25 protein-coding genes are annotated in these 23,992 nt (G+C 71.0%); 8 read left to right on the top strand and 17 right to left on the bottom strand.

The window, feature by feature from the left end:
• Position 1: 1 nt before the first annotated feature.
• The 13 genes from IL992_RS23740 to IL992_RS23680 form a co-directional block, all read right to left on the bottom strand.
• Positions 2-613, bottom strand: a complete 612-nt coding sequence (locus IL992_RS23740; RefSeq protein WP_193205591.1) for a DUF5947 family protein — start codon at positions 611-613, stop codon at positions 2-4.
• Positions 610-1,092, bottom strand: a complete 483-nt coding sequence (locus IL992_RS23735) for a NifU family protein (RefSeq protein ID WP_193205590.1) — start codon at positions 1,090-1,092, stop codon at positions 610-612. Before IL992_RS23735 ends, IL992_RS23740 begins: the two co-directional genes overlap by 4 nt.
• Positions 1,089-2,864 carry a nickel-dependent hydrogenase large subunit gene (locus IL992_RS23730; RefSeq protein WP_193205589.1) on the bottom strand — a complete coding sequence of 592 codons (1,776 nt, stop codon included), beginning with the start codon at positions 2,862-2,864 and terminating at the stop codon, positions 1,089-1,091. Before IL992_RS23730 ends, IL992_RS23735 begins: the two co-directional genes overlap by 4 nt.
• A gap of 2 nt (positions 2,865-2,866) precedes the next feature.
• Positions 2,867-3,931 carry an NADH-quinone oxidoreductase subunit B family protein gene (locus tag IL992_RS23725; RefSeq protein WP_193205588.1) on the bottom strand — a complete coding sequence of 355 codons (1,065 nt, stop codon included), beginning with the start codon at positions 3,929-3,931 and terminating at the stop codon, positions 2,867-2,869.
• Positions 3,918-4,604, bottom strand: a complete 687-nt coding sequence (locus tag IL992_RS23720) for a D-sedoheptulose-7-phosphate isomerase (protein ID WP_319018772.1) — start codon at positions 4,602-4,604, stop codon at positions 3,918-3,920. Before IL992_RS23720 ends, IL992_RS23725 begins: the two co-directional genes overlap by 14 nt.
• A complete protein-coding gene (locus IL992_RS23715) occupies positions 4,601-4,810 on the bottom strand; it encodes a HypC/HybG/HupF family hydrogenase formation chaperone (protein ID WP_193205587.1) in 210 nt (69 codons plus the stop codon). The genes IL992_RS23720 and IL992_RS23715 overlap by 4 nt, the downstream gene beginning before the upstream one ends.
• Positions 4,807-5,391 (bottom strand): D-sedoheptulose-7-phosphate isomerase, encoded by a 585-nt coding sequence (locus IL992_RS23710; RefSeq protein ID WP_319018771.1) that lies wholly within the window; start codon positions 5,389-5,391, stop codon positions 4,807-4,809. The genes IL992_RS23715 and IL992_RS23710 overlap by 4 nt, the downstream gene beginning before the upstream one ends.
• A 208-nt stretch (positions 5,392-5,599) precedes the next feature.
• Positions 5,600-5,872, bottom strand: a complete 273-nt coding sequence (locus tag IL992_RS23705) for a GlsB/YeaQ/YmgE family stress response membrane protein (protein WP_193205585.1) — start codon at positions 5,870-5,872, stop codon at positions 5,600-5,602.
• Between the two features lie 90 nt (positions 5,873-5,962).
• Entirely contained in the window at positions 5,963-7,129 is a 1,167-nt protein-coding gene (locus IL992_RS23700; protein ID WP_193205584.1) for a hypothetical protein, read from the bottom strand.
• A 79-nt stretch (positions 7,130-7,208) separates the two neighbouring features.
• Positions 7,209-7,862 carry a response regulator gene (locus tag IL992_RS23695; RefSeq protein WP_193205583.1) on the bottom strand — a complete coding sequence of 218 codons (654 nt, stop codon included), beginning with the start codon at positions 7,860-7,862 and terminating at the stop codon, positions 7,209-7,211.
• Positions 7,859-9,034 (bottom strand): sensor histidine kinase, encoded by a 1,176-nt coding sequence (locus IL992_RS23690; RefSeq protein WP_193205582.1) that lies wholly within the window; start codon positions 9,032-9,034, stop codon positions 7,859-7,861. The genes IL992_RS23695 and IL992_RS23690 overlap by 4 nt, the downstream gene beginning before the upstream one ends.
• A gap of 52 nt (positions 9,035-9,086) precedes the next feature.
• A complete protein-coding gene (locus tag IL992_RS23685; protein ID WP_193205581.1) occupies positions 9,087-10,121 on the bottom strand; it encodes a LacI family DNA-binding transcriptional regulator in 1,035 nt (344 codons plus the stop codon).
• A 9-nt stretch (positions 10,122-10,130) separates the two neighbouring features.
• Positions 10,131-10,352, bottom strand: coding sequence for a hypothetical protein (locus tag IL992_RS23680; RefSeq protein WP_193205580.1), 222 nt, complete (start codon positions 10,350-10,352; stop codon positions 10,131-10,133).
• Between the two features lie 92 nt (positions 10,353-10,444).
• Here IL992_RS23680 and IL992_RS23675 point away from each other — a divergent pair, with 92 nt between their 5' ends.
• On the top strand, positions 10,445-11,080 hold the full coding sequence (locus tag IL992_RS23675) for a phosphoribosyltransferase (protein ID WP_193205579.1): 636 nt from the start codon (positions 10,445-10,447) through the stop codon (positions 11,078-11,080).
• Between the two features lie 76 nt (positions 11,081-11,156).
• On the top strand, positions 11,157-11,609 hold the full coding sequence (locus IL992_RS23670; RefSeq protein ID WP_193205578.1) for a DUF2267 domain-containing protein: 453 nt from the start codon (positions 11,157-11,159) through the stop codon (positions 11,607-11,609).
• Here IL992_RS23670 and IL992_RS23665 read toward each other — a convergent pair.
• Both IL992_RS23665 and fbp read right to left on the bottom strand, forming a co-directional pair.
• Entirely contained in the window at positions 11,579-11,791 is a 213-nt protein-coding gene (locus IL992_RS23665; protein ID WP_079320260.1) for a DUF1918 domain-containing protein, read from the bottom strand. The genes IL992_RS23670 and IL992_RS23665 overlap by 31 nt on opposite strands.
• A gap of 24 nt (positions 11,792-11,815) precedes the next feature.
• A complete protein-coding gene (gene fbp, locus IL992_RS23660; RefSeq protein WP_193205577.1) occupies positions 11,816-12,937 on the bottom strand; it encodes a fructose-1,6-bisphosphate aldolase/phosphatase in 1,122 nt (373 codons plus the stop codon).
• Positions 12,938-13,037: 100 nt separating this feature from the next.
• On the opposite strand from fbp, the gene IL992_RS23655 reads away from it, so the two are divergent.
• From IL992_RS23655 to IL992_RS23630, 6 genes are all read left to right on the top strand, one after another.
• Complete coding sequence (locus IL992_RS23655; protein ID WP_193205576.1) at positions 13,038-13,472, top strand: CBS domain-containing protein; 435 nt, start codon at positions 13,038-13,040, stop codon at positions 13,470-13,472.
• Positions 13,473-14,774, top strand: coding sequence for an acyltransferase family protein (locus tag IL992_RS23650; protein WP_193205575.1), 1,302 nt, complete (start codon positions 13,473-13,475; stop codon positions 14,772-14,774).
• Positions 14,771-15,619 (top strand): YihY/virulence factor BrkB family protein, encoded by an 849-nt coding sequence (locus IL992_RS23645; RefSeq protein ID WP_193205574.1) that lies wholly within the window; start codon positions 14,771-14,773, stop codon positions 15,617-15,619. Before IL992_RS23650 ends, IL992_RS23645 begins: the two co-directional genes overlap by 4 nt.
• Before the next feature lie 225 nt (positions 15,620-15,844).
• Positions 15,845-16,906 carry an AI-2E family transporter gene (locus IL992_RS23640; protein WP_193205573.1) on the top strand — a complete coding sequence of 354 codons (1,062 nt, stop codon included), beginning with the start codon at positions 15,845-15,847 and terminating at the stop codon, positions 16,904-16,906.
• Between the two features lie 54 nt (positions 16,907-16,960).
• Positions 16,961-17,641 (top strand): hypothetical protein, encoded by a 681-nt coding sequence (locus IL992_RS23635; protein ID WP_193205572.1) that lies wholly within the window; start codon positions 16,961-16,963, stop codon positions 17,639-17,641.
• Between the two features lie 540 nt (positions 17,642-18,181).
• Positions 18,182-19,702, top strand: coding sequence for an HNH endonuclease signature motif containing protein (locus IL992_RS23630; protein WP_193205571.1), 1,521 nt, complete (start codon positions 18,182-18,184; stop codon positions 19,700-19,702).
• 115 nt (positions 19,703-19,817) lie between these two features.
• Here the strand turns inward: IL992_RS23630 and IL992_RS23625 are convergent, their stop codons facing one another.
• The gene (locus tag IL992_RS23625) at positions 19,818-20,660 is read right to left on the bottom strand and encodes a hypothetical protein (RefSeq protein WP_193205570.1); all 843 of its coding nucleotides are present in this window, start codon (positions 20,658-20,660) and stop codon (positions 19,818-19,820) included.
• Positions 20,661-20,728: 68 nt separating this feature from the next.
• The gene (locus IL992_RS23620; protein WP_193205569.1) at positions 20,729-23,914 is read right to left on the bottom strand and encodes a heavy metal translocating P-type ATPase; all 3,186 of its coding nucleotides are present in this window, start codon (positions 23,912-23,914) and stop codon (positions 20,729-20,731) included.
• Between the last annotated feature and the right edge of the window lie 78 nt (positions 23,915-23,992).

The following is a 23,992-nucleotide window of genomic DNA, read 5'->3' as shown; positions in this document are numbered from 1 at the left end:
TTCAGCCCCTCTCAACGATGCGGGCCCGCCGGCGCAGGGCGGCGAAGAAGCCGTCGATGGCCTCCCACGCCTCCCGCCCGCCGCCGAAGCCCTTCCAATGCATTCGTACGAGGCCGACGAGCCGGTAGCAGGCGTCGATCGGCACGAGATGGCAGGAGAACGACCCGTCGGGAGCCCGGTCCACCAGCAGCGCCTCGACGTCGGGCTCGGCGTCCGCCAGCGCCGGGTTGGCCGCGAGCACCCGCTCCCAGGTCGCGAGCGGGAGCAGCGACTCGGTCGCCCCGGCCGGGCTGGGATAGAAGGCCACGGTCCGGCCGAGCGAGGAGTTGTGGAAGAAGAACGCCGTACGCACCGGGATGCCCAGGTCGTCCCAGTCGGCGGGGCAGACCCGGAAGGACGGCGCGTAGAGGAAGCGGTCGGGAACGGCGCGATACCGCCCCTGGCCCGGCCGGACGAACAGCAGGCGGCAGCCCCGGCAGACGCACATCAGCGCCCGGGTCTCCAGGTCGACGACGTGCCCGTGCTCCCCCTCCAGGAGCTCGGCGCACATCTCGCACCGCTCCACCGACTCGGCTCGGGCCGGTTCGCGGAAGCGGCGCAGGCCGGTGCTCATGCCGGGCGCCTGCCGATCTGCAGGAGTGTCACGGTATCCCTGACCGGGCTCTCGACGTCCACCCGCGCCACCTCGGGGGCCACCCGGGCGATCGCGCGCTCGATCGACTCGGTGATGGCGATCCGCGACGAGGGGCAGCCGCAGGCGCCCTTCAGGCGCAGCCGTACGACGCCGCCCTCCACGCTCAGCAGCTCGGCGGGCTGGCTCTCGAGCACGGCCCGCACCCGCTCGGCGGTGGTCAGCGGGTGCAGGTCGTGCAGCACGAGAAGGCCCGCGACCAGCGGGTCCTCCACCAGATCGCGCAGCGCGCCGGCCGCCCCGGCCTCGGTGACGATCGCCATGACGCGTTCGAGGCCCGCGCCGTACAGGCCGACGATCTCCCGCAGGAGTTCCTCCGCCGTGGCACGCGCTTCCGAGCCCACCAGCGCACCGAGCAGTCGCTCGATCCGCTCGCCCGATACAGCCACGTCATACGTCATGGTGTCCCCGTGAACGCGTGCGGGCTGTGCACCACGCGCAGTTGCCTGCCCCGGCCGAGGTACATGTGGACGCCGCAGGGCAGGCACGGGTCGAAGCTGCGGACGGTGCGCATGATGTCGATGCCCTTGAAGCTCTCCGGCGGGTTCTCCTCGAAGATCGGCGTGTTCTGCACCGCGTCCTCGTACGGCCCCGGGGTGCCGTTGAAGTCGCGCACGCTGGCGTTCCACGGCGTCGGCGGGTACGGGTGGTAGTTGGCGATCTTTCCGTCCCTGATCACCATGTGGTGCGAAAGGACGCCCCGCACGGCCTCGGTGAAGCCGCAGGAGATCGCCTCGTCGGGCACGGTGAACGGCGACCACGTCTGGGTGTGCCCCTGGCGGACCTCGCCCAGCGCCTGCTCCGCGAAGTGCAGCGCGCACGCGGCGGCGTACGCCTGGAAGTAGGTCCTGGCCCGGTTGCGCTCGATGGCGTTGGACAGCAGTTCCCCGTTCCGCTGGGGGATCCGCCACTCGAAGGTCTTTTCCGGCCGGGTCGCCGTCCTCGGCAGGTTGATCTCCACGCTGTGGCCGGTGGACCGGACGTAGCCGATGTCCACCAGGCCGGACAGGGCGGTGACCCACAGGCGGGCGAGCGGCCCGCCGCCGGTGTCGAGCGCGAGAAGGTTGCGCCCGTCGAACCAGCGCGGCGACATCACCCAGCTGTACTTGTCGGTGAAGTCCCGCTTCTGCGGATGCGGGATCGTGTGCTGGTTCCACGGATGGCGGATGTCCACCGGGTTGCCCAGCGGGTCCTCGGTGACGAACGGCTCCCTGTCGGCCCAGTCGTCGTAGTAGGAGCTGCCCAGCAGGATGCGGATGCCGAGGTTGATGTCCACCAGGTCGTTGGTGACGAGTTTCCCGTCCACCACGATGCCCGGGCTGACGAACATCTTCCGGCCCCAGTCGTTCATGTTCCGGTAGTCGAAGTCGCAGTGCTCGGGGTCCTGGAAGCTGCCCCAGCAGCCGAGCATCACCCGCCGCCGGCCCACCTGCTCGTAGCCGGGCATCGCGTCGTAGATGAAGTCGAACAGGTCGTCGTGCATGGGGACGACCCGCTTCATGAACTCGACGTACCGCGTCAGTCGGGTGAGGTAGTCGGTGAACACCTGCACGGTCGCCACCGTCCCCACCCCGCCGGGGTAGAGCGTGGACGGGTGCACGTGCCTGCCCTCCATGAGGCAGAACATCTCCCTGGTGGTGCGGCTCATCGCCAGCGCCTCGCGGTAGAACTCGCCCTCCAGCGGGTTCAGCGAGCGCATGATGTCGGCGATCGTGCGATATCCGTGGTCGGCCGCGTGCGGCGCCTCGGTGCGCTCGGCCTGCGCCAGCACGCCCGGGTTGGTCTCGCGGACCATCTTCTCGCAGTAGTCGACCCCGACCAGGTTCTCCTGGAAGATGTTGTGGTCGAACATGTACTCGGCCGCCTCGCCGAGATTGATGATCCACTCGCCGACGTGCGGCGGGCGCACGCCGTACGCCATGTTCTGGGCGTAGACCGAGCAGGTGGCGTGGTTGTCGCCGCAGATCCCGCAGATGCGGCTGGTGATGAAGTGGGCGTCGCGGGGGTCCTTGCCCTTCATGAAGATGCTGTAGCCGCGGAACACCGACGAGGTGCTGTAGCACTCGGCGACCTCGCGGTTCGCGAAGTCGACCTTCGCGTAGATGCCGAGACTGCCGACGATCCTGGTGATCGGGTCCCAGGCCATCTCGACCAGTTCGCGTTCCAGGGTCATCGCTAACTCCAGGGGGCCTTGTAACCGGTGAGCAGCTCGCGGCCCTTCTTGTGCCACTTCGGCTCTTTGTCGACCGTTTTGAACGTGATGGTGCGCAGCGCGCGGATCACCGTGCCGTACGCCTCGCTCGCGGTCGAGGAGACGCGGGCGCCGGGCGGCTCGTCCATGAACGGCATGAACTTGTCGGGGAAGCCGGGCATCGTGCACGCGATGCAGATGCCGCCCACGTTGGGGCAGCCGCCGATGCCGTTGATCCAGCCGCGCTTGGGCACGTTGCACTTGACGACCGGCCCCCAGCAGCCGATCTTCACCAGGCACTTCGGCGAGCCGTACTCGGTGGCGAACTGGCCCTGCTCGTAGTAGCCGGCCCGGTCGCAGCCCTCGTGCACGGTCTGGCCGAACAGCCACGTGGGGCGCAGCATGTGGTCCAGTGGGATCATCGGCGCCTGCCCGGCGAGCTGGTAGAGCAGGTAGAGGATCGTCTCCGACAGGTTGTCCGGGTGGATCGGGCAGCCGGGCACGTTGACGATGGGCAGCCCGGCCTTCGACCGCCACTCCCAGCCCAGGTAGTCGGCCACGCCCATCGCCCCGGTCGGGTTGCCCGCCATCGCGTGGATGCCGCCGTACGTCGCGCAGGTGCCGGCGGCGAGCACGGCGGTCGCCTTGGGCGCGAGACGGTCGAGCCACTCGCTGGTCGTCATCGGCTGGCCGGTGTCGGGGTTGTTGCCGAACCCGCACCAGTAGCCCTCGCGCTTGATCGACTCGTTGGGAATCGATCCCTCGATGACCAGCACGAACGGATCGAGCTCGCCTCGGTCGGCCTTGAAGTACCACTCGATGAAGGTGTCGGCGCCCTGCATCGGGCCGCACTCGAAGTCGATCAGCGGCCAGTGGACCGCGACCTTGGGCAGGCCGGGCAGCGCGCCGAGCACGATCTCCTCGATGCTCGGCTGGGTCGCGGCCGTGAGCGCGACCGAGTCGCCGTCGCAGCTCAGTCCGGCGTTTATCCACAGGATGTGGACGACGGGCTCCTTCTGTCCGTCTGGCTGTCCGTCAGGCGCCGTCATCGCCGTCACCAGCTTCCATGCGAGTCAAGGCCTGCTGGGTGAGCTCCCAGAGGGCGTGGTAGACGGTCGTCTGGGCCTCCTGGATCCGGTGGACCGAGGCCGAGGGGACCACGAACAGGTGGTCGATGGTGCCGAGCTCGGCCATCTGGCCGCCGCCGTAGCCGGCCAGTCCGACCGTGAGCATGCCGCGCCGGTCGGCCTCCTCGAACGCGGCGATCAGGTTGCGCGAGTTGCCGCTGGTGGACAGGCCCAGTGCGATGTCTCCCGCGAAGGCCGACGCGGCGAGCTGCCGGGCGAAGACCACCTCGAAGCCGATGTCGTTCGCCAGCGCCGTCACGACCGCGATGTCGGCCGTGAGCGCGAACGCGGGGAGGGGGCGCGCGGTGCCCCCGTTCATATGGCCCGGGTTCATGAAGAGCGTGGCCACGTCCTGGGCGTCGGTCGAGCTGCCCCCGTTGCCGAAGGCGAACAGCCGGGCCCCCGCCGCGAACGCCTCCGCCATCGCCTCGGCGCAGGCGGCCATCCGCTCCCCGTCGCGCTCCAGCACCGTCCGGCGCAGGGTGACGATCTCGTCGACCTTCTCCACCGTCGACTGGCGTACGGAGGTCATGACCGCGTCGAGGTCGGTGGACCCGGAGTAGAGGAAGGGGTACAGCGCCTCGATGTCGCTCACTGCCTCACCTCCCTCACGACCGCGATGGCCTCCTTGGCGTGGACCAGGACGGTGTCGCCGGGCTCGGTCTCCACCAGGGCGACGCTGACCACCTCCCGGCCCCGGCCGGTGTCGACGAGGGCGAGGTCCCGCTCCAGAAGTCGTACGACGGTCACCGCGACCGCCTCATCCGAGCAGGTGATGCAGGTCTCGTCGTGGCAGTTCATGGGATGACCCTCGGATCCAGCACGCCGGGCTGCTCGAAGAACACGTGCACCAGCTCCCAGAGGATGTGGTAGGTGGTGACGTGCACCTCCTTGACCACACGGGGGTCGGCGGAGCGGGCGATCAGGACATGGTCGACGGCCGGGCTGCGTCCGATCGGGCCGCCGTCGTCACCGCCGGTCAGCGCCAGCGTGAGCAGGCCGAGCCGGTGCGCCGTCTCCAGGCCCCTGAGCACGTTCACGCAGCCCCCATCGGGCGAGATGCCCAGCGCGATGTCCCGCGGCGCGGCGAGACGGCGAAGCTGGTGCGCGAAGACCTCGTCCAGGCCCGCCGTCGCGGCCACCCCCGTGATCGTCGCCACGTCGCTCGTGAGCGAGAACGACGGCAGCGCCCGTTTGCCCACGATCACCGGGTGGACGAACTCCACGGAGATGTGCTGGGCGTCGGTGGCCGCCTCGCCGTTGCCGAAGACGATGAGCCTGCCGCCGCCGTGGAAGCGCGTCGCCATCGCGTGGCAGGCCCTGGCCACCACGTCGGCCTCGTCGGCCAGGCCGAGCGCCGGCCCCACACGACGAGCGAACACCTCCGGAACACGTGCAAGGACCGCCTGGTCCATCGCGGACCACTTCCCCCGGGTCGCGTCTTCCCTGCAGGAAATCCCCTGGTTAACGACCGTACGCCGAGCCGTGACGGGGGGAATCAATAGATGTCGGTGATTTCGTAAAGACCACTACAGTCCGGACATGCCGATCGGCCCCGGACGTGCCGGGGCCATCGGCGGGGTGAGGGGCCTAACCGACGCTTCTGCGGTGGTACACCCCCGCGGCCAGGGCGACGCCGGCGGCGGCGAGGACGACCTGGATGATCAGTTCCAGCCAGTCGACGCCGGGAGTGTTGGCGACTCCGAGGCCCCGGGCGATCGCCGTGCCGATGAGGGCGGCGATGATACCGATGATCACAGTCAGCCAGATAGGGATGGCCTGGCGCCCGGGCACGACCAGACGGCCGAGGGCGCCGATGATGAGTCCGATGATTATGGCGGAGATGATGCCGCTGACGGCCATGCTGCCACCCTCCTTGAGTCGGCTGCCTCCCTTCTGCCCGATTAGGGTGCTATAACACATATTGGTAGTTAATGTCCGGCTTTTGGTGTGTCAGGAGGCCTCCGGGCCCGCGACGATCAATCCATCCGTGGAGTTGTAGGAGGCGGTGGTCGCCGCGGCGTCCTCGCCCACGTCCGGAATGGATGACGCCCCGGCGCGGATGAGCAGGGTCGTGCCGGGAATGTGCGCGATGTCCTCGCCGGCGCCGTAGCCGCCGAACTCCCGCCCGGACGGCGGCCGGAGCGCCTCCGTCTTCGACCACCGTCCCTTGTTTCGGCCACTGTTGATCCGACCACCGGGGAGGTGCCACATCGGCTCGGCGAGCCCGTAGTCGAACCACACGCCGCCGGCGCCGTCGTCGACCAGGCCGTGCAGGGACGCGGTGCGGGCCGGCGGAGTCACCCTGCTCCAGGTCTTGCCCCGCCACCGCAACGCGATGGCGTCCTCCGGGCCACTGTCCAGGTCATAGCAGGTCACCCAGACGTCCCCCGGGCCCGCGACCACGATGTCCTTCACCTGGCTCGCCCCATAGGCGATCCCGTGCGGGAAGACCTTCGCCGGAATCGTGATCCGGCGCAGCGACCGTCCGTCCCAGTGCAGCAGGGCGGGGGCCTCGTTCTGGGCGCCGGGCCTGCCCGACCTCAGCCAGCCGCCGACCCAGACGTCACGTCCGCCGCGTACGAGGATGTCGGTGACCGCCAGTCCCTTCGGCGACGGGATGGTGTGCCACGCCCTGCCGTCGTGGCGGAGCAGCCTGCTCTCGTCCCTGGTCCACGTCGCCAGCCAGGCGCCCCCGCCGGAGGTGGCGGCGATCTCGGTGGCGCCGGGCGCCGGCGGCGGCACGCTCCGCCACCGGCGGCCGTCCCAGCGCACCACCTCGTCCCCGTCGTGCGCTGACGTCAGCGCCCAGACGCTCGACGGGGCGGCGGACAGAGACCGGATCGTGCCGTGTGGCGGCAGAGCGGCCCGCCGCCACGTCATGCCGTCGAAGTGCGCCAGGGTCTGGGTTCCGTCCTTACCGCTGTAGGTCCTCTTGACCCCGCGCACGTACCGATCCTGGGTGCCCACCGCCCAGATGTCCCGTGCGCCGGCCGCCGCCACGAGGTCGATGCGGTCGTAGCCCTTGTGCGGGGGCAGGTCGGCGTACGACCAGACCGGGGCCGGTGCCGCGAGCGCCGGCGTCACCGTGGCCGCCGCCACCACGAGGCGTATCATCATCGGCTTTCCTTCCGTACTCCTCCGAGGAGCTCTGAGGAGCTCTGAGGAGTACGACGGCCGGGGATGCGGCCAGGTTCGGCTACCCGCCGCCTGCGATGCGGTTCTCCCAGGCCCAGGCGGCGACCTCGACCCGGTTGCGCAGGCCGAGCTTGGCCTGGATGCCGGCCACGTGGCTCTTGACCGTGCTCAGCGAGATGAACAGCTCTGCCGCGATCTCCTGGTTCGTACGGCCCCGGGCGACGGCCCGGACGACCTCCAACTCCCGGTTCGAGAGCGGATGGTCCACCCGGCCGGAGTCCGGAAGACGAGCCGTCAGGTGGCGCAGCAGCCGCAGGGTGACCGACGGGGAGACCAGGGCGTCCCCCTGGTGGGCCGCCCGCACGGCCTCCACGAGCAGGGCGGGGCCGCAGTCCTTCAGGACGAAGCCGGTCGCGCCCGCCCGCAGCGCGCCGTAGACGTACTCGTCCAGGTCGAACGTGGTGACCACGACCACCCGCAGCGGGTCGGGGACCCCCGGCCCGGCCAGGGCGCGGGTGACCTCGATGCCGTCGAGCCGGGGCATGCGCACGTCCACCAGGCACACGTCGGGCCGCAGCCGCCGGGCCGCCTCCACGGCCTCGGCGCCGTCGGCCGCCTCGGCGACCACCTCGATGTCGGGCTGGTCCTCCAGGATCAGCCGCAGGCCGCCGCGGACCATCGCCTGGTCGTCGGCCACCAACACCCTGATCGTCATCGGCGTGCCCGCTCCCACGAAGGCGAGGGCGAGGACAGGGGGACGGGCAGGGTGGCGAGCACCGACCAGCCGGACTCCGAACCTGCCACCGGACGCGGCCCGGCGCGCAGCGTGCCGCCGAGGGCCTCGACCCGCTCGCGCATCCCGATCAGGCCATACCCGCCGCGCTGGTGGTGCCGCGAGGGGCCCCGGGGCGAGTCGTCGGCGACCTCGACGGTGAGCGTCTCGCGGTTCCGCTCCACGCTGACCGTCACAGAACGGGCACTCGGGGCATGGCGGGAGACGTTGGTCAGCGACTCCTGGACGACCCGGTAGACCGTGCCGGCCACCTCGGGCGGCCACGTCGCCGTCTCCTCCTCGCCCGGCAGCCGCAGGCGCACCGCACGGCCGCCCGCCTCGAAGCGCCCGACCAGCTCGCCGAGCCCGCCCAGCCCGCCGGGCGCGGGGGTGGCGGGCTCGTCCGGGTCGCGGAGCAGGCCGACGACGCGGCGCATCGCGCCCAGCGCGTCGGACCCGGCGGCCTCGATCTCGGCCAGGGCGTCGCCCGCCTTCTCGGGGCTCTTGCGCGCGACCAGGCGGGCGGCCTGGGCCTGCACCACGATGCCGGTGACGTGGTGGGCGACGACGTCGTGCAACTCGCGGGCGAGTCTCAGCCGTTCCGCGCGGCGCACCCTCTCGGCGACGGCCCGCCTGCGGGCGTCGAGCAGCCGCGGGCACAGCCCGGCCACGACGGCGGCGGCCCAGGCCAGGACGTTCATCAGGGTGACCGAGGGCACCCCGGCGGCGAGCGTGTGCGCCGTCAACAGGCTGCCGGCGGCCACGGCCAGCCCACCGGCCGCCACGCCGCAGGCCGCACGGACCGGCAGCGCCTTGACCGCCGCCCCGACCAGCACGGCCAGGCCGAGGGCCATCCCGGGACCGGGCTCGCTGGGCAGATCGGCGAACCTGGCGGCCAGGACGGCGGTCGCGGCGACGGCCAGACCGGCCGCGGCCGCCCGTGCCGGGTCGAACCGGCGTACCAGGGCGATCACGCACACCACCGCTCCGGCGGCGCAGTCGAATCGCCAGTAGCCGCCGCCCCAGCTGTCGGCGATCCGGGAACCCCAGAAGGCCAGCACCGCGGCGAACACGGCGCCCAGTCCGACGTCGGCCGCCCATCCCCCTACACGCACAGCAGCGAGGCTACGAGATCGGCCGCCTGCGCAGAACCAGCCAAAAGTACTGTTATCGGGATGGCGGTGCGGTGCTCTCCCGTACGACGAGGGTGGTCGCGAGCTCGACCCGGTGCTGTTCGAGCCGCTCGCCGTCCGCCAGGGCCAGGACCATCCGCGCGGCGGCGGCCCCCATCTGCACGAGCGGCTGCCGTACGGTCGTCATGGGCGGCCCGGCCCATTGGGTGAACGACAGGTCGTCGAACCCGACGACGCTCAGGTCTTCGGGGATGCGCACCCCGGCCCGCCTGGCGGCCTCGTACACGCCGAGCGCCTGCAGGTCGTTGGCGGTGAAGACGGCGGTCGGGGGATCGGGCAGGCGCAGCAGTTCGGCCCCGTCACGCAGGCCGCCCTCCACGTAGAGGGTGCTGACCCGCACGAGCGCGGGGTCCACGGGCACGCCCGCCGCGTCCATCGCGGCGCGGTAGCCGTCGAGCCGCGCCCGGCAGCACGGCCACTGCGTCGGCCCGCTCAGCATCGCGATGCGTCGGTGGCCGAGGTCGAGCAGGTGGCGGGTCGCGGCCATCCCGCCGGTCCAGTTGGTGGCGCCGACCGACGGGGTCTGGTGCAGCGGCTCGCCGGTCGGGTCGAGCACGACCAGGGGGATCGAGCGGGTGGCGAGCTGCGACTGCTGCTGCACGGTGAGTTCGGAGAAGACCGCCACGACGCCGGTGGGACGGCGGGCGAGCACCTGCTCGGTCCATGCCCTGCCCGGGGTGAGCCGGCCCTGCATCTCGGTCAGCACCACCGCGAGCTCGCGCTCCCGTGCGACCTGCTCGACACCCTGGATGATCTCCAGCGCCCACAGGCTCTCCAGGGCGTGGAAGACCAGCTCAAGGATCGCGGCGGGCTCGCTGTCGCGGCGCCGGTAGCCGTGCTCCCGCAGCACCGCCTCCACCCGCTGCCGGGTGGCCAGGGCGACTCCCGCATGCCCGTTGAGCACCCGCGACACGGTCGGCGCGGACACCCCCGCCAGGTGGGCGATCTCGGCCACGGTCAGCCTCTGACGCGGAAGCTCCCCGTCGAGGGCCGGGTCGGTCGAGGTCACGGCGACAGTCTATGGGCCTTCGCTCTCTTTCGGCTGGATCAGGCCGGCCGCGAGCAGCAGTTCGTGGGCGAGCCGGGCCGCGTGCTCGGGCCGGGCATGCCCGGCCTCCTCCAGCGGCCCGCCCTCCAGGCCGCCCGCCAGCGCCCGGACGGCCTCGGCGAGCGTGCGCACCTGCCGTTCCGTCGCGTCGAGCCTGGCCTTCAGCTCGTCGATCTCTCCGGGATTGGACATGCTCCAAGTCTTCCCCGGGCCCTTCGGCCCTACCGCGGACGACGGCGGAGGCCGACGGTGAAAGACAGGGGTGAAGGGCAGGGGTGACTGTCGTGTTCGTCGATCGTCGTGACGCCGGCCTGCGCCTGGGCGAGCGGTTGCGCGGCCTCCCGTGGACGGAGGACGCGGTCGTCCTCGGGCTGCCGCGAGGGGGCGTGCCGGTGGCGTTCCAGGTGGCCAGGGCCCTCGGCGCCCCCCTGGACGTGATCGTCGTACGCAAGCTGGGCGTGCCGTACCAGCCGGAGCTGGGCTTCGGCGCCATCGGCGAGGGCGGGGTGCGGGTGCTGAACCCCGACGTCGTACGGCTCGCCAACATCACCCGCGCCGAGATGGCCGAGGTGGAGCGGCGCGAACGGGCCGAGCTGGAGCGTCGCGCCCGCCGCTTCCGGGGCGGCCGCGAGCCGGTGGACCTGGCCGGCCGTACGGTGATCGTGGTGGACGACGGGATCGCGACGGGCGGGACGGCCCGCGCCGCCTGCCAGGTGGCCCGCGCGCACGGAGCCTCCCGGGTGGTGCTCGCGGTGCCGGTCGGCGCCCCCGAGACGATCGCGAGCCTGCGCAGGGACGCCGACGAGGTCGTCTGCCTGGACACGCCCGACCACTTCTACGCCATCGGCGCGTGGTACGACGACTTCACCCAGGCGAGCGACGAGGACGTGGTCGAGTGTCTGCGGCTCGCCGCAGAATAGGGACCATCGGCCCTGGTAGAGGGCGCGCCCGGGTGCGCAGCGTGGGATGGAGTGACTGTTAGCGGAGGAGGACGTGATGTCCACCACCCACCACGTGCACAGCCTTGACCACACGATGCAGACGACCAACCGGTGGCTGGCCGCCCTCGCGGGGGCCATCGGCACCGAGGACCGGGAGTTCGCCCACCGCGTGCTGCGGACCTGGCTGCACGCCGTGCGCGACGGCCTCCCGGTGCCCGCCGCGGCGCACCTCGCCGCGCAACTGCCCGACCTGTTGCGCGGGATCTACTACAACGGCTGGGACCCCGCGGCGGTGCCGATCCGCCGGGACCGCGAGGAGTTCACCGCCCACTTCGCCGCCACCGGCCGCGTCGCCAACGCCGACGTGCCCAAACTCGCCAAGGCGGTGACCGCCGTGATGTACGAGGAGCTGACGCCGGGGGTGGTCGACCACGCGCTCGGTCAGCTTCCGCGCGAGGTGCGCGACCTGCTGGGTGGTCAGGGGCTCTCCGGGAACCGCTCCCAGTAGTGCTCGACACGGGCGTCGGGCCCGGGGAAGAAGCACAGCGTCTCCCGCTCCTCGTCGAGCCATCGCACGAGGTAGGGGGGCGAGCCGTCGGTGTGGTAAAGCGCCACCACGATCCCGATGCGGCCCGCCCTGCCCCGGTGGATGCTCTCGACGATCAGGCGGTCGCCGACCGACGCCTTCATCACGAACCTCTTTCTTCAGCTTCTTCAGCCGCCGACCGGGGTCGCGACCTCGGTCGTGATCGGCGTCCAGCGGCGTGCCAGGCGCTTGGTGAGGGAGGCCATGGTGGTGTATTCCAGGTCCTCGAGCGGCAGCCGGTGCGGCTCGAACGAGCCGTGGCGGCGCAGGTAGTCCATCACCTCGACGGCCTGCCGCCGGGCTCCGTCGAACGCCGGGTCATCGAACATGTCGCGCGGGCCGATCAGCCGGCCGTCCTTGATCTGGAAGCCGAGCGCGACCACCCGCGGCGGGCCGTCGAACCGCGACGGATGCGCCTGCCCGGTGGCCACCGGCATCAGCGGCGCGTGGTGCGAACCGCGCATGCACCCCGCCACCGAGTAGGCGAAGGCGAACGGCTCCAGCGCCTCGCCCACGGCCGGCAGGCCCGACTGGCAGCGCACGATCATGACGGGATCGTCCTTGCCGACGTACCTCCCGGCGATCAGCGACAGCCGCTGGGTGCTGGTCGCCGCCGCGGTCATGCCCAGCGTCGTGGAGCGGACACTGTGGATCACGTAGCGTGCGGGGGCGCCGATGTACATCAGCATGTCGTAGAGGTCCGCCGGGCAGTCGAAGACGATGCGCCGGTCCTCGTGCAGGTCGTACACCTCGAACGCGAACCCGGCGTGCATCTTCTCGTCGATCACCAGCCCGGCGGTGTTGGACGGGTCGGCGAACATCTTGTACAGCGGGAGGTTCCACGCGCCCGGCTCGGTCTTGTCCGCAAGGAAGCACAGGACCGGCTCCGACGGCCGCTCCTCGAACTCCAGTTCCGCGTAGCCCGGGCCCATGCCGCGCAGGTTGCCGGAGAAGGCGTCCGACAGCAGGTCCTGGCCGGCGCCGTACAGGCCGAGTTCCTTGGCGAGGTGGGTGGTCGTCTGGAAGGTGTCCCAGGCGAAGGAGTGGATCAGCCCCGCCTCCTGGCCATACGTGTGGGTCATGATGAGCGAGATGTCGTCGCCGCAGCTTTCGACGTGGCCGTCGATGAGGAGCCCGGAGGACTTCGCCCGCTCGATCTCCCGCCTCGCCTCGGCCATCAGGCGGGGATGGACGGCGGAGTGGCCGACGAACCCCCCCGTGTCGGCCTTGATGACGCTCAGCGTGATCATGGGGACCACCTCCACCTCCACGTTTATTCGGACTTGTGGGGATAAATAGGGCATAAGGTCACAAGCGGGGCGGACTTCCGTACGAGGGGGAGAGCCGGCCATGAAGATCAAAGAAGTCATGTCCACGCCGGTGGTCATCGTCCCGCCGATCACGCCGGTGCGGGACGTCGCGCGGCACATGGACTACTCGGGCGTCGGCTGCGTCGTGGTGTCGGAGGGGCGCGGTATCGCCGGCATAGTGACCGACCGTGACCTCGCCATACGCGTGCTCGCTCAGGAGGACAAGGACGGGGACACGCCGGTCGGCCGGGTGATGTCGGAACACCCGGTGGTGGTGCGGGCGGAGGACGAGGTCGAGGTGGCCTTCGACACGTTCCGCCGCCACTCCTTCCGCAGACTCCCCGTGGCCTCCGAGGGGGCCGTGGTCGGCATACTGACGATCGACGACCTGCTCCTCCAGATGCACCAGCTCACCGCCGACCTGCTCACGCCGGTGGTCAAGGAGATCAGCGAGCCGCAGCATCAGAGCGACTAGATGTTCACGCCCCTGCGGCGTACGGCGGAACGCACGCCGCCCGGCCGCGACCGTCACATCGACCTGCTGCGCGCCGTCGCGATCGCGCTGGTGGTGCTCGGGCACTGGCTGGCCGTCGTCGTGACGTACGGCGATCGCGTCGGCGGCGGCACGGTCCTCGCGTTCGTCCCCTGGGCCCGGCCGCTCACCTGGCTGTTCCAGGTCATGCCGGTGTTCTTCCTGGTGGGCGGCTTCGCGGGAGCCGCCTCGCTCGGCTCCTACCGGCGGCGGGGCGGCGACGCGATCGGCTGGTTCCTGTGCCGCACCGACCGGCTGCTCCGCCCCACGACGGCGTTCCTGCTCACGCTGAGCGGCGCGGCCCTGCTCGCGGTCCTCCTGGGGGCCGACCCCGCCATCGTGGGCATGGGAGTCTGGCTCGCCTGCCTGCCGCTGTGGTTCCTCATCGCGTACGTCACGGTCGTCCTGCTCACCCCGATCCTGCTCGCGCTGCACCGCAGGGCGGGCCTCGCGGTGCCGGCCGCGCTCGCGGTGATGGTGGCGTTCGGCGACGCGGCGCGGCTGCTCGGCGGCCCGGCCGTGTTCGTCGCGGCCAACTACCTGCTGGCCTGGGCGGCGGTCTACCAACTCGGCATCGCCTGGCGGGAGGGGGCCCTGACCGCCCGTCCCCGCGTGGCCGTGCCCATGATCGCGGGAGGCCTGGCGGCGCTCGTGCTGCTCACCGTTCCGGGGCCGTACCCGGTGAGCATGGTGGCCGATCCCGGTGACCGCCTGCAGAACACCTCGCCGCCGACGCTGGCGCTGCTCGCCCTGGCGGTCGCGCAGACGGGGGTGGCCCTGCTCCTGCACGAGCGTGGCGGGCGCATGCTGCGCCGTACGCGCCCGTGGACGGCCGTCGTCGCGGCCAACTCCGTGATCATGACGGTGTTCCTCTGGCACATGACCGCGGTCGTGATCGCCGTGCCCGCCCTCTACGTCACCGGCCTGCTGCCGCAGCCGCCTCCAGGATCGGCCGCCTGGCTGCTCCTGCGCGTGCCCTGGCTCGCGTTCCTGACGGCGACCCTCGCGGGCCTCGTCGCCGTGTTCGCTTTCGTGGAGAGGCGCGGGGGCCCCTGCCCGGCGCCGGGCGCGGGGAGGGCGCGGGCCTGGACGGTGGTCGCGACCTTGGCGGGAACCGGCCTGGTCGTCGCGGGCCTGCTCGGCGCGGCGCTCACCGGCTCGGAGGGCCTGTCCACGCCGATGCTCCCGGTCTATCTCACGGGCGCCGCACTGCTGCGGGCCGCCCGATCGTCGCGCCGGCCATGAGAGTGCCGGCGGAGGACTGGAAGAGGATCGCCGGGCGGGTGCGCGAGGAGGCGAAGCGGGAGCGGCTGTCCCTGCTGGCCGCCGGCATCGCCTTCTGGGGCACGCTGTCGATCTTCCCGATGCTGCTGGTCGTGGTGTCGGTCTACGGGCTGGTGGCCGACCCTCGCGAGGCGGCCGGGCAACTGGCGTCGCTGACCCGGCCACTGCCCGGACCGGTCGCCCACCTGCTGGTCTCCCAGCTCTCCGCCGCGGTGCGCACCGGAGAGAAAGGGCTCAGCGCCAATCTCGCGCTGAGCCTCGTCGGCCTGCTGTGGGCCTCGTCGAGGGCCGTCCAGGCGCTCATGCGGGGCCTGAACACGGTGTACGGAGGCCAGGAGAGCCATGGCCTCATCGGCACCCGCCTGCTGGCGCTGCTCTACACGGTCGCCGCGATCGCCGGAGTGTCGGTTCTGCTGGCGCTCGTCGCCGCGTTCCCGGTGGTGCTGGGACACCTCGGCCTCGGCCGGGTGGCCCGGGTGGCCGTCTCGGTGGCGCGCTGGGTGGTGCTCGTCCTGCTCATCGGGACGGGACTGGTGCTGCTCTACCGGTTCGTCCCCGGCAGCCGCAGGGAGTCGCGGTGGAGATCGGTGCCCTGGGGGGTGGGGCTCGCCATGCCCGCCCTGGTGGTGGTCTCGGCGGGCCTGTCGGTCTTCGTGACCAGCTTCGGGCGCTTCAACCAGACGTACGGCGCGGTCGCTGCCGTGGCCGTGCTCATGCTCTGGCTCTACCTCTCCTCGCTGATCGTGCTGCTGGGCGCCGAGGTCAACGGGGCAATTGAGCGCCATATGGAGGACTTGTCCGGATAAATCCGTGTCAAGTGACCTTGGTTGGGCAGCAGTGGGGGCGTGTCCGACAGCGGTCTATCCCCAGGAAGCGGCATCTCCAGCGTGTTCCCCTCGCTCCCCGGCCAGGGGGAGGCGGCGCCGGAGCCGACCGGCTCCCCGGCGACCCCCGAGCCGTCCCCCGAGGGCGTGAGCCGGCCGGGCGTCGAGCGTGTAGATCCTGGTGGCGACGGTGCCGGCGACGGTGTCATGAGCTCCGATCAGCCGTTCGGCAGGCCGGGACGCCCACTGCGGAGCAACCCGTTCATGTTCGGCCTGACCGGCGCCCTGGGCGTGCTCACCGCGTGGCTCCTGGTCGAGGCGATCGCCAGCGCCGGCTCGGCGCTCGTGCTGATCGTGGTCTCGCTGTTCCTGGCCATCGGCCTCAACCCTGCGGTCGAGGCGCTCCAGCGGCGCAACCTGTCCCGCCGCCTCGCGATCACGATCGTGTTCGGGTCGGTCATCGCGTTCTTCGTGGTCTTCGGGCTCGCGGTCGTGCCGCCGCTCACCGAGCAGACCACCGGGTTCGTCCGGCAACTGCCCGACTACGTGCAGCAACTCCAGAACCACCCGCTGATCCGCTCGGTGGACGAGCGCTACCAGATCCTCGACAAGATCCAGCAGTACGTCGCGGGCGGCGGGCTGGCCACCCAGATGTTCGGCGGCCTCCTCGGTGTGGCGAGCGTGGTGATCAGTGCGCTGTTCAGCGCCTTCACCGTGCTCGTGCTCACGCTCTACTTCCTCGGGTCGCTCAACTCCATCAAGGAGACGGCCTACCGGTTCGTGCCCCGCTCACGCCGCACGCGGGTCCGCCTGCTCGGGGACGAGATCATCAATCAGATCGGCGGCTACGTCGCGGGCAACCTGATCATCTCGCTGATCGCCGGGGTGGTGACCTACCTGTTCCTGGCCATGCTCAAGGTGCCGTACGCGCTCGCGCTGGCCATCTTCGTCGCGGTCACCGACCTGATTCCGCTGGTGGGCGCGGTCATCGGCGCGGTCGTGGCCTCGGGGGTGGGCTTCCTCTCCTCGGTGCAGGCCGGCATCGCCTGCGTGGTCTTCTTCATCGTCTACCAGCAGGTCGAGAACTACTGGATCTCCCCGAAGGTGTTCAAGTCGTCGGTCGACGTGCCGCCCGTGGCGACCATCGTCGGGGCCCTGCTCGGCGGGGCGCTGCTCGGCATCGTCGGGGCCCTACTCGGCATCCCGCTGGCGGCGGCCCTGCTCCTCCTGGCCCGCGAGGTGGTGCTGCCCCGCCAGGACCGGCTGTAGCCGTTCTCTCGGAAGAGGGGTGCCGTCGCGGGCCCGCTGAGGGAAGCTCGCGTCATGCGACTTCCGTACCGAATCGCGGGGCTATGGGTACGCGTGGCGTTGCTCGTCGTGCTGCTGTGGGGCGCTCTGGTGACCGTGCTCAGCATGACCCCGCGCGAGCGCACCCTCGCCGACTTCCACACGGCGCTCCGGACCGGACAGGTCACGTACGTCGTCTACTACGGCACTCCGGTGGATCTGCGGTGGTCGACTGGTCCTCTGTTCTGGTATCACGCCGAGCGCTCCGAGAACGGGGCCTACACCCCTCGCGAACTCCTGCGCGACCTGAACGCCACCGTTCCCCGCCCGGAGGCCAGGCTCGCTCACTCGCGTGACGGGTTCTTCTCGGGCTGGCCGTTCCGTGTGCCGTTCCACGGCGCGACCTGGCTCGTCGGCGGGGCCTGGGTCGCCGCGCTCCTCATCATGATCGGTACAGCCCGGCCCAGGATCGGAAACAGATGGGCCTGGTTCTGGCTGTTCACGGTGGGCGAGGTGGGCGCGATGCTGTTCCTCCTTCTCGAACCCCGATCGCTATGGCATGGGCTGGAGTCACAGGAATCGCTTCCCAACCCGATGGGCGGAGGTCGTGGCTGCGCTCTGGCTCTCTGCCTCGGCCTGGTGATCCCCGTCCTCGTCGCGGTCGCGCTCTCCAACGTGTTCCACACCCTGCTCGATCTCCTGTCCGCCACCCCGTAAGCCTGTGGCTCCAACAAATCGCGTTCGCGCGGTTGCTCAACGTGAGATGGCGAGGAAGAATTAAAACATATTTTCGAATCTTGCGAGGAGGTGCTGTGGATCTGTTCGACTTTGATCCTGAGCGCCTTCGTCGTTCGAATAGCTCTGATAGCCCTGATAGCCCTGATAGCCCTGATAGCGCTGACGGCTGGTGGGATCGGTGGACTTCCGGTTCGCCGTTGTGGTCGTCCGAGGGCTCAGCCGCCCGCGAGCATGCGAGCCAGGACCCCAGCGGCGGCGTGTCCGGTGCCGGTCGGGACAAGAGCCGGTCGTCGTGGGTGTTGGTGGGTTCTCTGCGTGAGTCGGCGCAGGAGCTGGCGCTGGCGCCGTTGCCGGACGATGTGGATATCTGTCTGGCCGAGGCGGAGGAGTTGATGGTCGCGCGGGATCGGATCACGTGTGCTCTTGCTGAGCGGGTGGGGCGGGTGCATGGTGTGGGGCAGGCCAAGCGGCATGGGCATGCCTCGACCCGGAGTTGGCTGCGTACCTACCGCCGGGGGGATGGGTGTGGCGGGTGCGGGCCGGTTGCTGACTTTGGCGGTGGAGTTGGCCCGTCTGCCGCGGGTGCGTGCGGCGTTCGCCGAGGGAAGCTTGGCGGCGGGGGTGGTGGAGGCGATCTGCACGGCCACCGCGCCGTTGAATGATGAGCAGGCGGGGTTGGCTGAGTCGATTTTGCTGGAGCTGGCGGGTAAGGCGGGTCCGGCGGAGGTGGCCAAAGCGGGCCGCTACTTGCGGGCGGTGCTCGACCCTGATGGGGAGGAGCGTGATGAGCAGGGCGATTACGCGCGGCGGTTCCTGCGGGTCCGCCCCACCCGGGGTGGGGGTTTGGAGGGGGAGTTTTATCTGCCGCGTGAGGCCGCCGCCCGGTTGCGGGCTTTGCTGGACGCCTACGCCAAACCGCGGGCGGAGGGCGATGACCGCCCGCTGCGGGTCCGCAACGCCGATGCGTTCATCGCGCTGCTGGAGCAGGAGATCGCCACCGAACTCCTGGTCCTGGTCAACGCCGAATCCCTCCCCACCGACTACCCCGAACCCGAGCACCCCGGCCACGCCGAAGCCGCCGACCCTAGCGAGGCCGACAACACCAGCGGCTGCACCCCGAGCGACACCGGAAGCGCCGCCGACTCCAGCGAGGCCGACAACACCGGCGGCCACGGCGAGATGGAAAGCCCCGGTGACGTGGGCGGCACCGCCGCCTGCGACATCGAAGACACCGACCCCAGCGTCACCGAGCGGATGGATGTCATCGATCCCGGCGCTGCGGACCCTGGCGTTGCGGACCCTGATGACGCGGCTGGGCGTCTCGTCGGCCCTGCGTGGCTCGGTGAACGTGGTGACCCGCCTCCTGCCGCGTGCCCACAGCCAACCGGCGCGCAGCCGAGGGAGCCACAGCCGAAGGGTTCACAGCCGAGGGAGCCACAGCCGAAGGGTTCACAGCCGGGGGAGTCACAGCCAAGCGAGCCACAGTCGGATGAGCGGCAGTCGCCCGATCCTCCTCCCGAGGACGCACCTGGACATCACACCCACGCCGGGCATCGGCCTGCGGGGGACTGCCGACATGCGCAGACCACGCACGAGGACCACGGCAACATGCGCTGTGGGCTACTGGGGACGGCGCCGGGGTTGTTGCTGGCGACCGGGCAGATGCTGCCGGTCTCCAGCGTGCATCGCCTTGCCCGCACCTCCACCCTGGTGCGCCTGGTGATGGACGCCGAGGGGCAGGTGCTCGACATGGGCCGCAAGGTCCGCCTGGCCACCCCCGCCCAACGCCGGGCCGTCTTCGCCCGCTACGCCACCTGCTGGATCGACGGCTGCCCACTCCCGGCCACCATGTGCCAGATCGACCACGCCGACAACTGGAGCACCGGCGGCCTGACCGACCTGAAACTCCTCGGACCGGCCTGCCAGTTCCACAACCGCGACCGCTACCGCCACCCCGACCGCTACACCCGCCACAAACTCGGCACCGACCGCTGGACCTTCACCTACCACCCAGCCCGCAACAGGCGACTGCGGATCTAGCGGGCAGGCCGGGTGGCGGTGGCGCTCGTGGCGACTAGCAGTGCTGTCGTGCCGTGCGGGAGTGGCCGCGCGATCACGGTGAAGGCCGGGGCGGGGCGGCACCGGGAGTCCGGGGTCAACCCTTCAGCTCCCGGACACGCTCCGACGGGGGTGCTTTGACCACGCAGGTTTCCCAGTCCGAGAAGCTCATCTCGGTCCGTGTCTTGGCCGACAGGACGTAACGGACCGGACGCCCGCTCAGGTCCACCCACAGCTCGTAGTCGGCGGAGGGGCCGAGATCGCCGGCGATGCGGGCACGGAGCCGTGCCTGTGCGGCCGGGTCGCCTGCCCGCACCTTGGCGTACTCCTCCTCGGTCCGCCGGTCGAGCGGCATCGGGTTGGTGTAGCCGATGTAAGCCGGAAGATTCAGGCGTTCGACAGCTCGGCGCACGTCGATGTGGACGGTGTAGTGAATGGTGTGGTGGCCGGTGCCGCTCTCGATGGTCGCAGCCGTGAGGCGGCCCGTCTTGATCAGGAGCGCGTGGGCGCGATGGCTGTTGATCAGGTTGGTGCCCATCATCGCGAGTGTCCCGATGCCGAGCAGGTTGTACGGCTCGTAGTAGTCGGTGACCTTGTCGAAGGACTTCCCGGGAGCGACCTCGGAACCGATCGGCATCTGGAAGTAGGTGGCGTCCCGCGTCCTGATGAGACGGCCGCTGAAGCCGTCTCCCAAGTCCGCCGACAGGTCGGTCGGCGAGCCGGTCCCGGCACCGCACGAGATGAGCGTGACGCTGACCTCACTGGAGCGCAGTACGCGCTTCACGGTGGGGTGCGTGGCCAGATAGTCGCCGACCAGCATCGCGATCGCGGTGACGGACCTTCTGGGTGGCAAGGTGGCGGTGGACCCGGCCGTCAGCGGGCCCACCATGATGACCAGGGGGATGACCAGGAGCAGTCGGCGTACATGCAGGCTCTGCACATCCGAGCATGGTGCCGTGCGGATGTGCAGAGCCTGCGAACCGATCCGTGCATGTTTCGTGCACGTTCCTAACGGGCCTCCAGGGTGAACGTCGCGGTGAGGACCCGGCCCTGGGCGTCGCGGAACTGGGCCCACAGGCGGTACAGGCCAGGGCGGGGGAACCGGGCGTGCAGGCCGAGTTCGGGCCCGAAGGTCTGGCCCGGCAGGGCGAAGACGGGGCGGCCCTCGTCGTCCTCGGCCTTCGCGTGCTCGTGGGCGAACCCCTTGCCGTCGAGCGGCATGATCACGACGTGCCCGGCGGCGGCCAGGTAGGGGCGCAGGCCGGTGACGGGCCTGCCGGTCGCCGCGTCGGCGAAGCGGAAGGTGAGGTCGCTCCTGCCGCCTGCCTCGGCCTCACCCGTGAGGGTGACCCGGAGGCCGCCGACGACCTGCTCTCGGGGAGACGGCGACGCCTCTTCGGAGCTGGTGAAATTGTCCGGGCGACCGACCGTGAACTCCTGATGGTCGAGGACGTCGGTCATCTCCCCGCGCCGCCGGAACTCGGCGTTGACGAGGTAGCGGCCGGCGGTGGGGAAGATCAGCCGGACGGAGAACTCGCCGGGCCGGCCCGTGGGCTGAGGGTGGACGTGGGCGAAGGTGCCCAGATCCGCCCGGGTGGCGATGAAGTGCATCCACGCCTCGTGGCTGCGTACGACGTCGTCGACGGGACGGCCGGTCGAGGGGTCGGTCAGGCGGATGCCTACGGTGGCGGGGACTCCCGGGGTGACGTCATGGGGGACCTGGATGTCCATCCGGACGCCGGCGTCCTCGGCGGGCACGGGCTCGGTCTCGGCGGTCATCATCACGCTCATGGCCGGGCGCATCGGCATGCCGGTGTTCTCCACCCAGGCGAGCACGCCGTTCATCCCGCGCTGGGCCGCCTCCGTACGGCTGAGCGCGGTGAACCCGGCGCCCACGGCCACGGCGAGGCAGGCGATGCCCGTGAGATAACCCCAGTCGGCGAGCCGGGACACTCCGGAGCCGGGCCGGAACCGGCGCAGGCGCAGTGCGTTGGTGACGACGCTGACCGAGCTCATCGCCATCGCCGCGGCGGCGAGGGAGGGATCGAGGAGCACGCCCTTGAAGGGGTAGAGCACACCGGCGGCGACCGGGATCAGCAGCACGTTGTACGCGAACGCCCAGGCGAGTCCCTGCTTGATCGTCCTCACGGTACGCCTGGACAGGTCGATGGCCGAGACGATGCCGCGCAGGTCGCCGCCCACGAGGGTGATGTCGGAGGCCGCGATGGCGACGTCGGTCCCGGTGCCGATGGCGATGCCGAGGTCGGCCGTCGCCAGTGCCGGGGCGTCGTTGATCCCGTCGCCGACCATGGCGACGACCGCGCCGTTCTCGCGCAGGGCGGCCACGCGGGCCGCCTTGTCCTCGGGCCGTACGTCGGCGATGACGTGGTCGATGCCGACCTGCCGGGCGACGACGTCGGCGGTGGCCTTGTTGTCGCCGGTCAGCATCCACACCTCCAGCCCGAGCGCGCGCAGCCGCTCGACGGCCTCGTGCGACTCGGGCCGGATCGTGTCGGCCACGCCGATCAGTCCGGCGAGGCGGCCGTCGAGGGCGACGTACACGGGGGTCGCTCCCTCGGCCGCGGCCTCGGCGGCCACCTGCTGCAGCTCGCCGACGCTCACGTCATGGCGGCGCATGAGCGCGGCGTTTCCGATGAGCACGGCCCTGCCGCCCACCTGGGCCTCCACACCGTGGCCGGGCACGGCGTCGAACCGCTCCACTTCGGGCAGGCGGAGCCCGCGGTTCCAGGCGTGCGTGACGATCGCGTCGCCGAGGGGGTGCTCCGAGCCCCTCTCGGCCCCGGCGGCGTACGCGAGAAGCTCGTCGGCGTCCCCGCCCGCGACGGTGACGAGGCGGGCCACATCCGGACGGCCCCGGGTGATCGTGCCGGTCTTGTCCAGGACGACCGTGGTGAGGCGGCGGGCCTGTTCGAGCGCGTCGCCGCCGGAGATCAGGATGCCCAGCTCGGCGGCCTTCCCGGTGCCCACCATGATCGCCGTGGGGGTGGCCAGGCCGAGCGCGCAGGGGCAGGCGATGATCAGTACTGCGATGGCGGTGCCGATGCCCAGCGTGAGCCGTCCCTGGTCGGGGCCGAAGACCGCCCAGACGACGAACGTGAGCGCCGCGATGCCGATGACGGCGGGCACGAACCACCCGGACACCAGGTCGGCCAGGCGCTGCAGGGGCGCCTTCGACCCCTGCGCCCGCTCGACCAGCCGGACGATCTGCGCCAGCGTCGTGTCCTGCCCGACGGCGGTGGCCCGCATCACCACCGAGCCGGTCCGGTTGATCGTGGAACCGATCAGCGGGTCGCCCTCGCCCCTGCGCACCGGCATGCTCTCACCGGTGATCATGCTCTCGTCCACGGTGGAGACGCCGGAGGTCACGACGCCGTCGACGGGGATCTTCTCGCCCGGGCGCACCCGGACGAGGTCGCCGACGGCGACGTCCTCGACCGGAACCTCGGCCTCGGTGTCCCCGCGCAGGACGCGGGCCGTCTTCGGCCGCAGCCCGAGCAGTTTCCTGATGGCGGAGGTGGTCCGCTTCTTGGCCCTCGCCTCCATCCACCGCCCCATGAGGACGAGCGCGATGACGACGACGGAGATCTCGAAGTACACGTGCAGCGGCAGTCCCAGCCGCTCCGCCGCGGCCGGCCACAGCGTGACGAACGCGCTGTAGCCGTACGCCACCGTCGTGCCCATGGCGACGAGTGTGTGCATGTCGACCGCGCCGTGCCGGGCCGCGGCCCAGGCGGCGCGGTAGAAGGGACGGCCCGCCCAGAACTGCGCGACCGTCGCGACGACCAGCAGCAGCGGCATCAGCCAATCCATCGCGTCGACGGGCAGCGGCAGGTACATCAGCACCATCATCGACAGCCCGGCCGCGAGGGTGACCTGCCAGGTGCGCTTCAGCCGGGCGACCTCCCGGTCCGGCTCCGGCTGAGGCACAGGCTCAGGCTGGGGCTCCGGCGCGGGAATCCCCGCGGTGTACCCGGCCCGTACGACCGACTCGGCGAGCGTCGCGACGGTGACGCGGGCGGGGTCGTAGGTGACGGTGGCGACCTCGGTGGCGAGGTTCACCTGGGCCGCCGCCACGCCGTCCACCCGGGTGAGGGCCTTCTCCACCCTGCGTACGCAGGACGCGCAGGTCATGCCGCCGATGTCCAGCGTGCACATGGTCGTCACGACCGTCATCGCTCCACCTCCTGATCGAAGAGCTTCGAGGCGACGGTCGCGCGCGGCGCTTTCCCGACGCTGCCCACCCCCTGTCCG

Origin of the sequence: Microbispora sitophila (genome assembly GCF_014892245.1) — a bacterium.
In the GTDB taxonomy this organism is placed as follows: Bacteria; Actinomycetota; Actinomycetes; order Streptosporangiales; family Streptosporangiaceae; genus Microbispora; species Microbispora siamensis.
This window is presented reverse-complemented; position numbering and strand designations above follow the sequence as displayed.

What these genes read in the sequence shown, in the direction of transcription:
- IL992_RS23740 (WP_193205591.1), bottom strand. Translation starts at nt 613, where the DNA reads ATGAGCACCGGCCTGCGCCGCTTCCGCGAACCGGCCCGAGCCGAGTCG.
- IL992_RS23735 (WP_193205590.1), bottom strand. Translation starts at nt 1,092, where the DNA reads ATGACGTATGACGTGGCTGTATCGGGCGAGCGGATCGAGCGACTGCTC.
- IL992_RS23730 (WP_193205589.1), bottom strand. Translation starts at nt 2,864, where the DNA reads ATGACCCTGGAACGCGAACTGGTCGAGATGGCCTGGGACCCGATCACC.
- IL992_RS23725 (WP_193205588.1), bottom strand. Translation starts at nt 3,931, where the DNA reads ATGACGGCGCCTGACGGACAGCCAGACGGACAGAAGGAGCCCGTCGTC.
- IL992_RS23715 (WP_193205587.1), bottom strand. Translation starts at nt 4,810, where the DNA reads ATGAACTGCCACGACGAGACCTGCATCACCTGCTCGGATGAGGCGGTC.
- IL992_RS23705 (WP_193205585.1), bottom strand. Translation starts at nt 5,872, where the DNA reads ATGGCCGTCAGCGGCATCATCTCCGCCATAATCATCGGACTCATCATC.
- IL992_RS23700 (WP_193205584.1), bottom strand. Translation starts at nt 7,129, where the DNA reads ATGATGATACGCCTCGTGGTGGCGGCGGCCACGGTGACGCCGGCGCTC.
- IL992_RS23695 (WP_193205583.1), bottom strand. Translation starts at nt 7,862, where the DNA reads ATGACGATCAGGGTGTTGGTGGCCGACGACCAGGCGATGGTCCGCGGC.
- IL992_RS23680 (WP_193205580.1), bottom strand. Translation starts at nt 10,352, where the DNA reads ATGTCCAATCCCGGAGAGATCGACGAGCTGAAGGCCAGGCTCGACGCG.
- IL992_RS23670 (WP_193205578.1), top strand. Translation starts at nt 11,157, where the DNA reads ATGTCCACCACCCACCACGTGCACAGCCTTGACCACACGATGCAGACG.
- IL992_RS23665 (WP_079320260.1), bottom strand. Translation starts at nt 11,791, where the DNA reads ATGAAGGCGTCGGTCGGCGACCGCCTGATCGTCGAGAGCATCCACCGG.
- fbp (WP_193205577.1), bottom strand. Translation starts at nt 12,937, where the DNA reads ATGATCACGCTGAGCGTCATCAAGGCCGACACGGGGGGGTTCGTCGGC.
- IL992_RS23655 (WP_193205576.1), top strand. Translation starts at nt 13,038, where the DNA reads ATGAAGATCAAAGAAGTCATGTCCACGCCGGTGGTCATCGTCCCGCCG.
- IL992_RS23650 (WP_193205575.1), top strand. Translation starts at nt 13,473, where the DNA reads ATGTTCACGCCCCTGCGGCGTACGGCGGAACGCACGCCGCCCGGCCGC.
- IL992_RS23645 (WP_193205574.1), top strand. Translation starts at nt 14,771, where the DNA reads ATGAGAGTGCCGGCGGAGGACTGGAAGAGGATCGCCGGGCGGGTGCGC.
- IL992_RS23640 (WP_193205573.1), top strand. Translation starts at nt 15,845, where the DNA reads ATGAGCTCCGATCAGCCGTTCGGCAGGCCGGGACGCCCACTGCGGAGC.
- IL992_RS23635 (WP_193205572.1), top strand. Translation starts at nt 16,961, where the DNA reads ATGCGACTTCCGTACCGAATCGCGGGGCTATGGGTACGCGTGGCGTTG.
- IL992_RS23630 (WP_193205571.1), top strand. Translation starts at nt 18,182, where the DNA reads ATGGGTGTGGCGGGTGCGGGCCGGTTGCTGACTTTGGCGGTGGAGTTG.
- IL992_RS23620 (WP_193205569.1), bottom strand. Translation starts at nt 23,914, where the DNA reads ATGACGGTCGTGACGACCATGTGCACGCTGGACATCGGCGGCATGACC.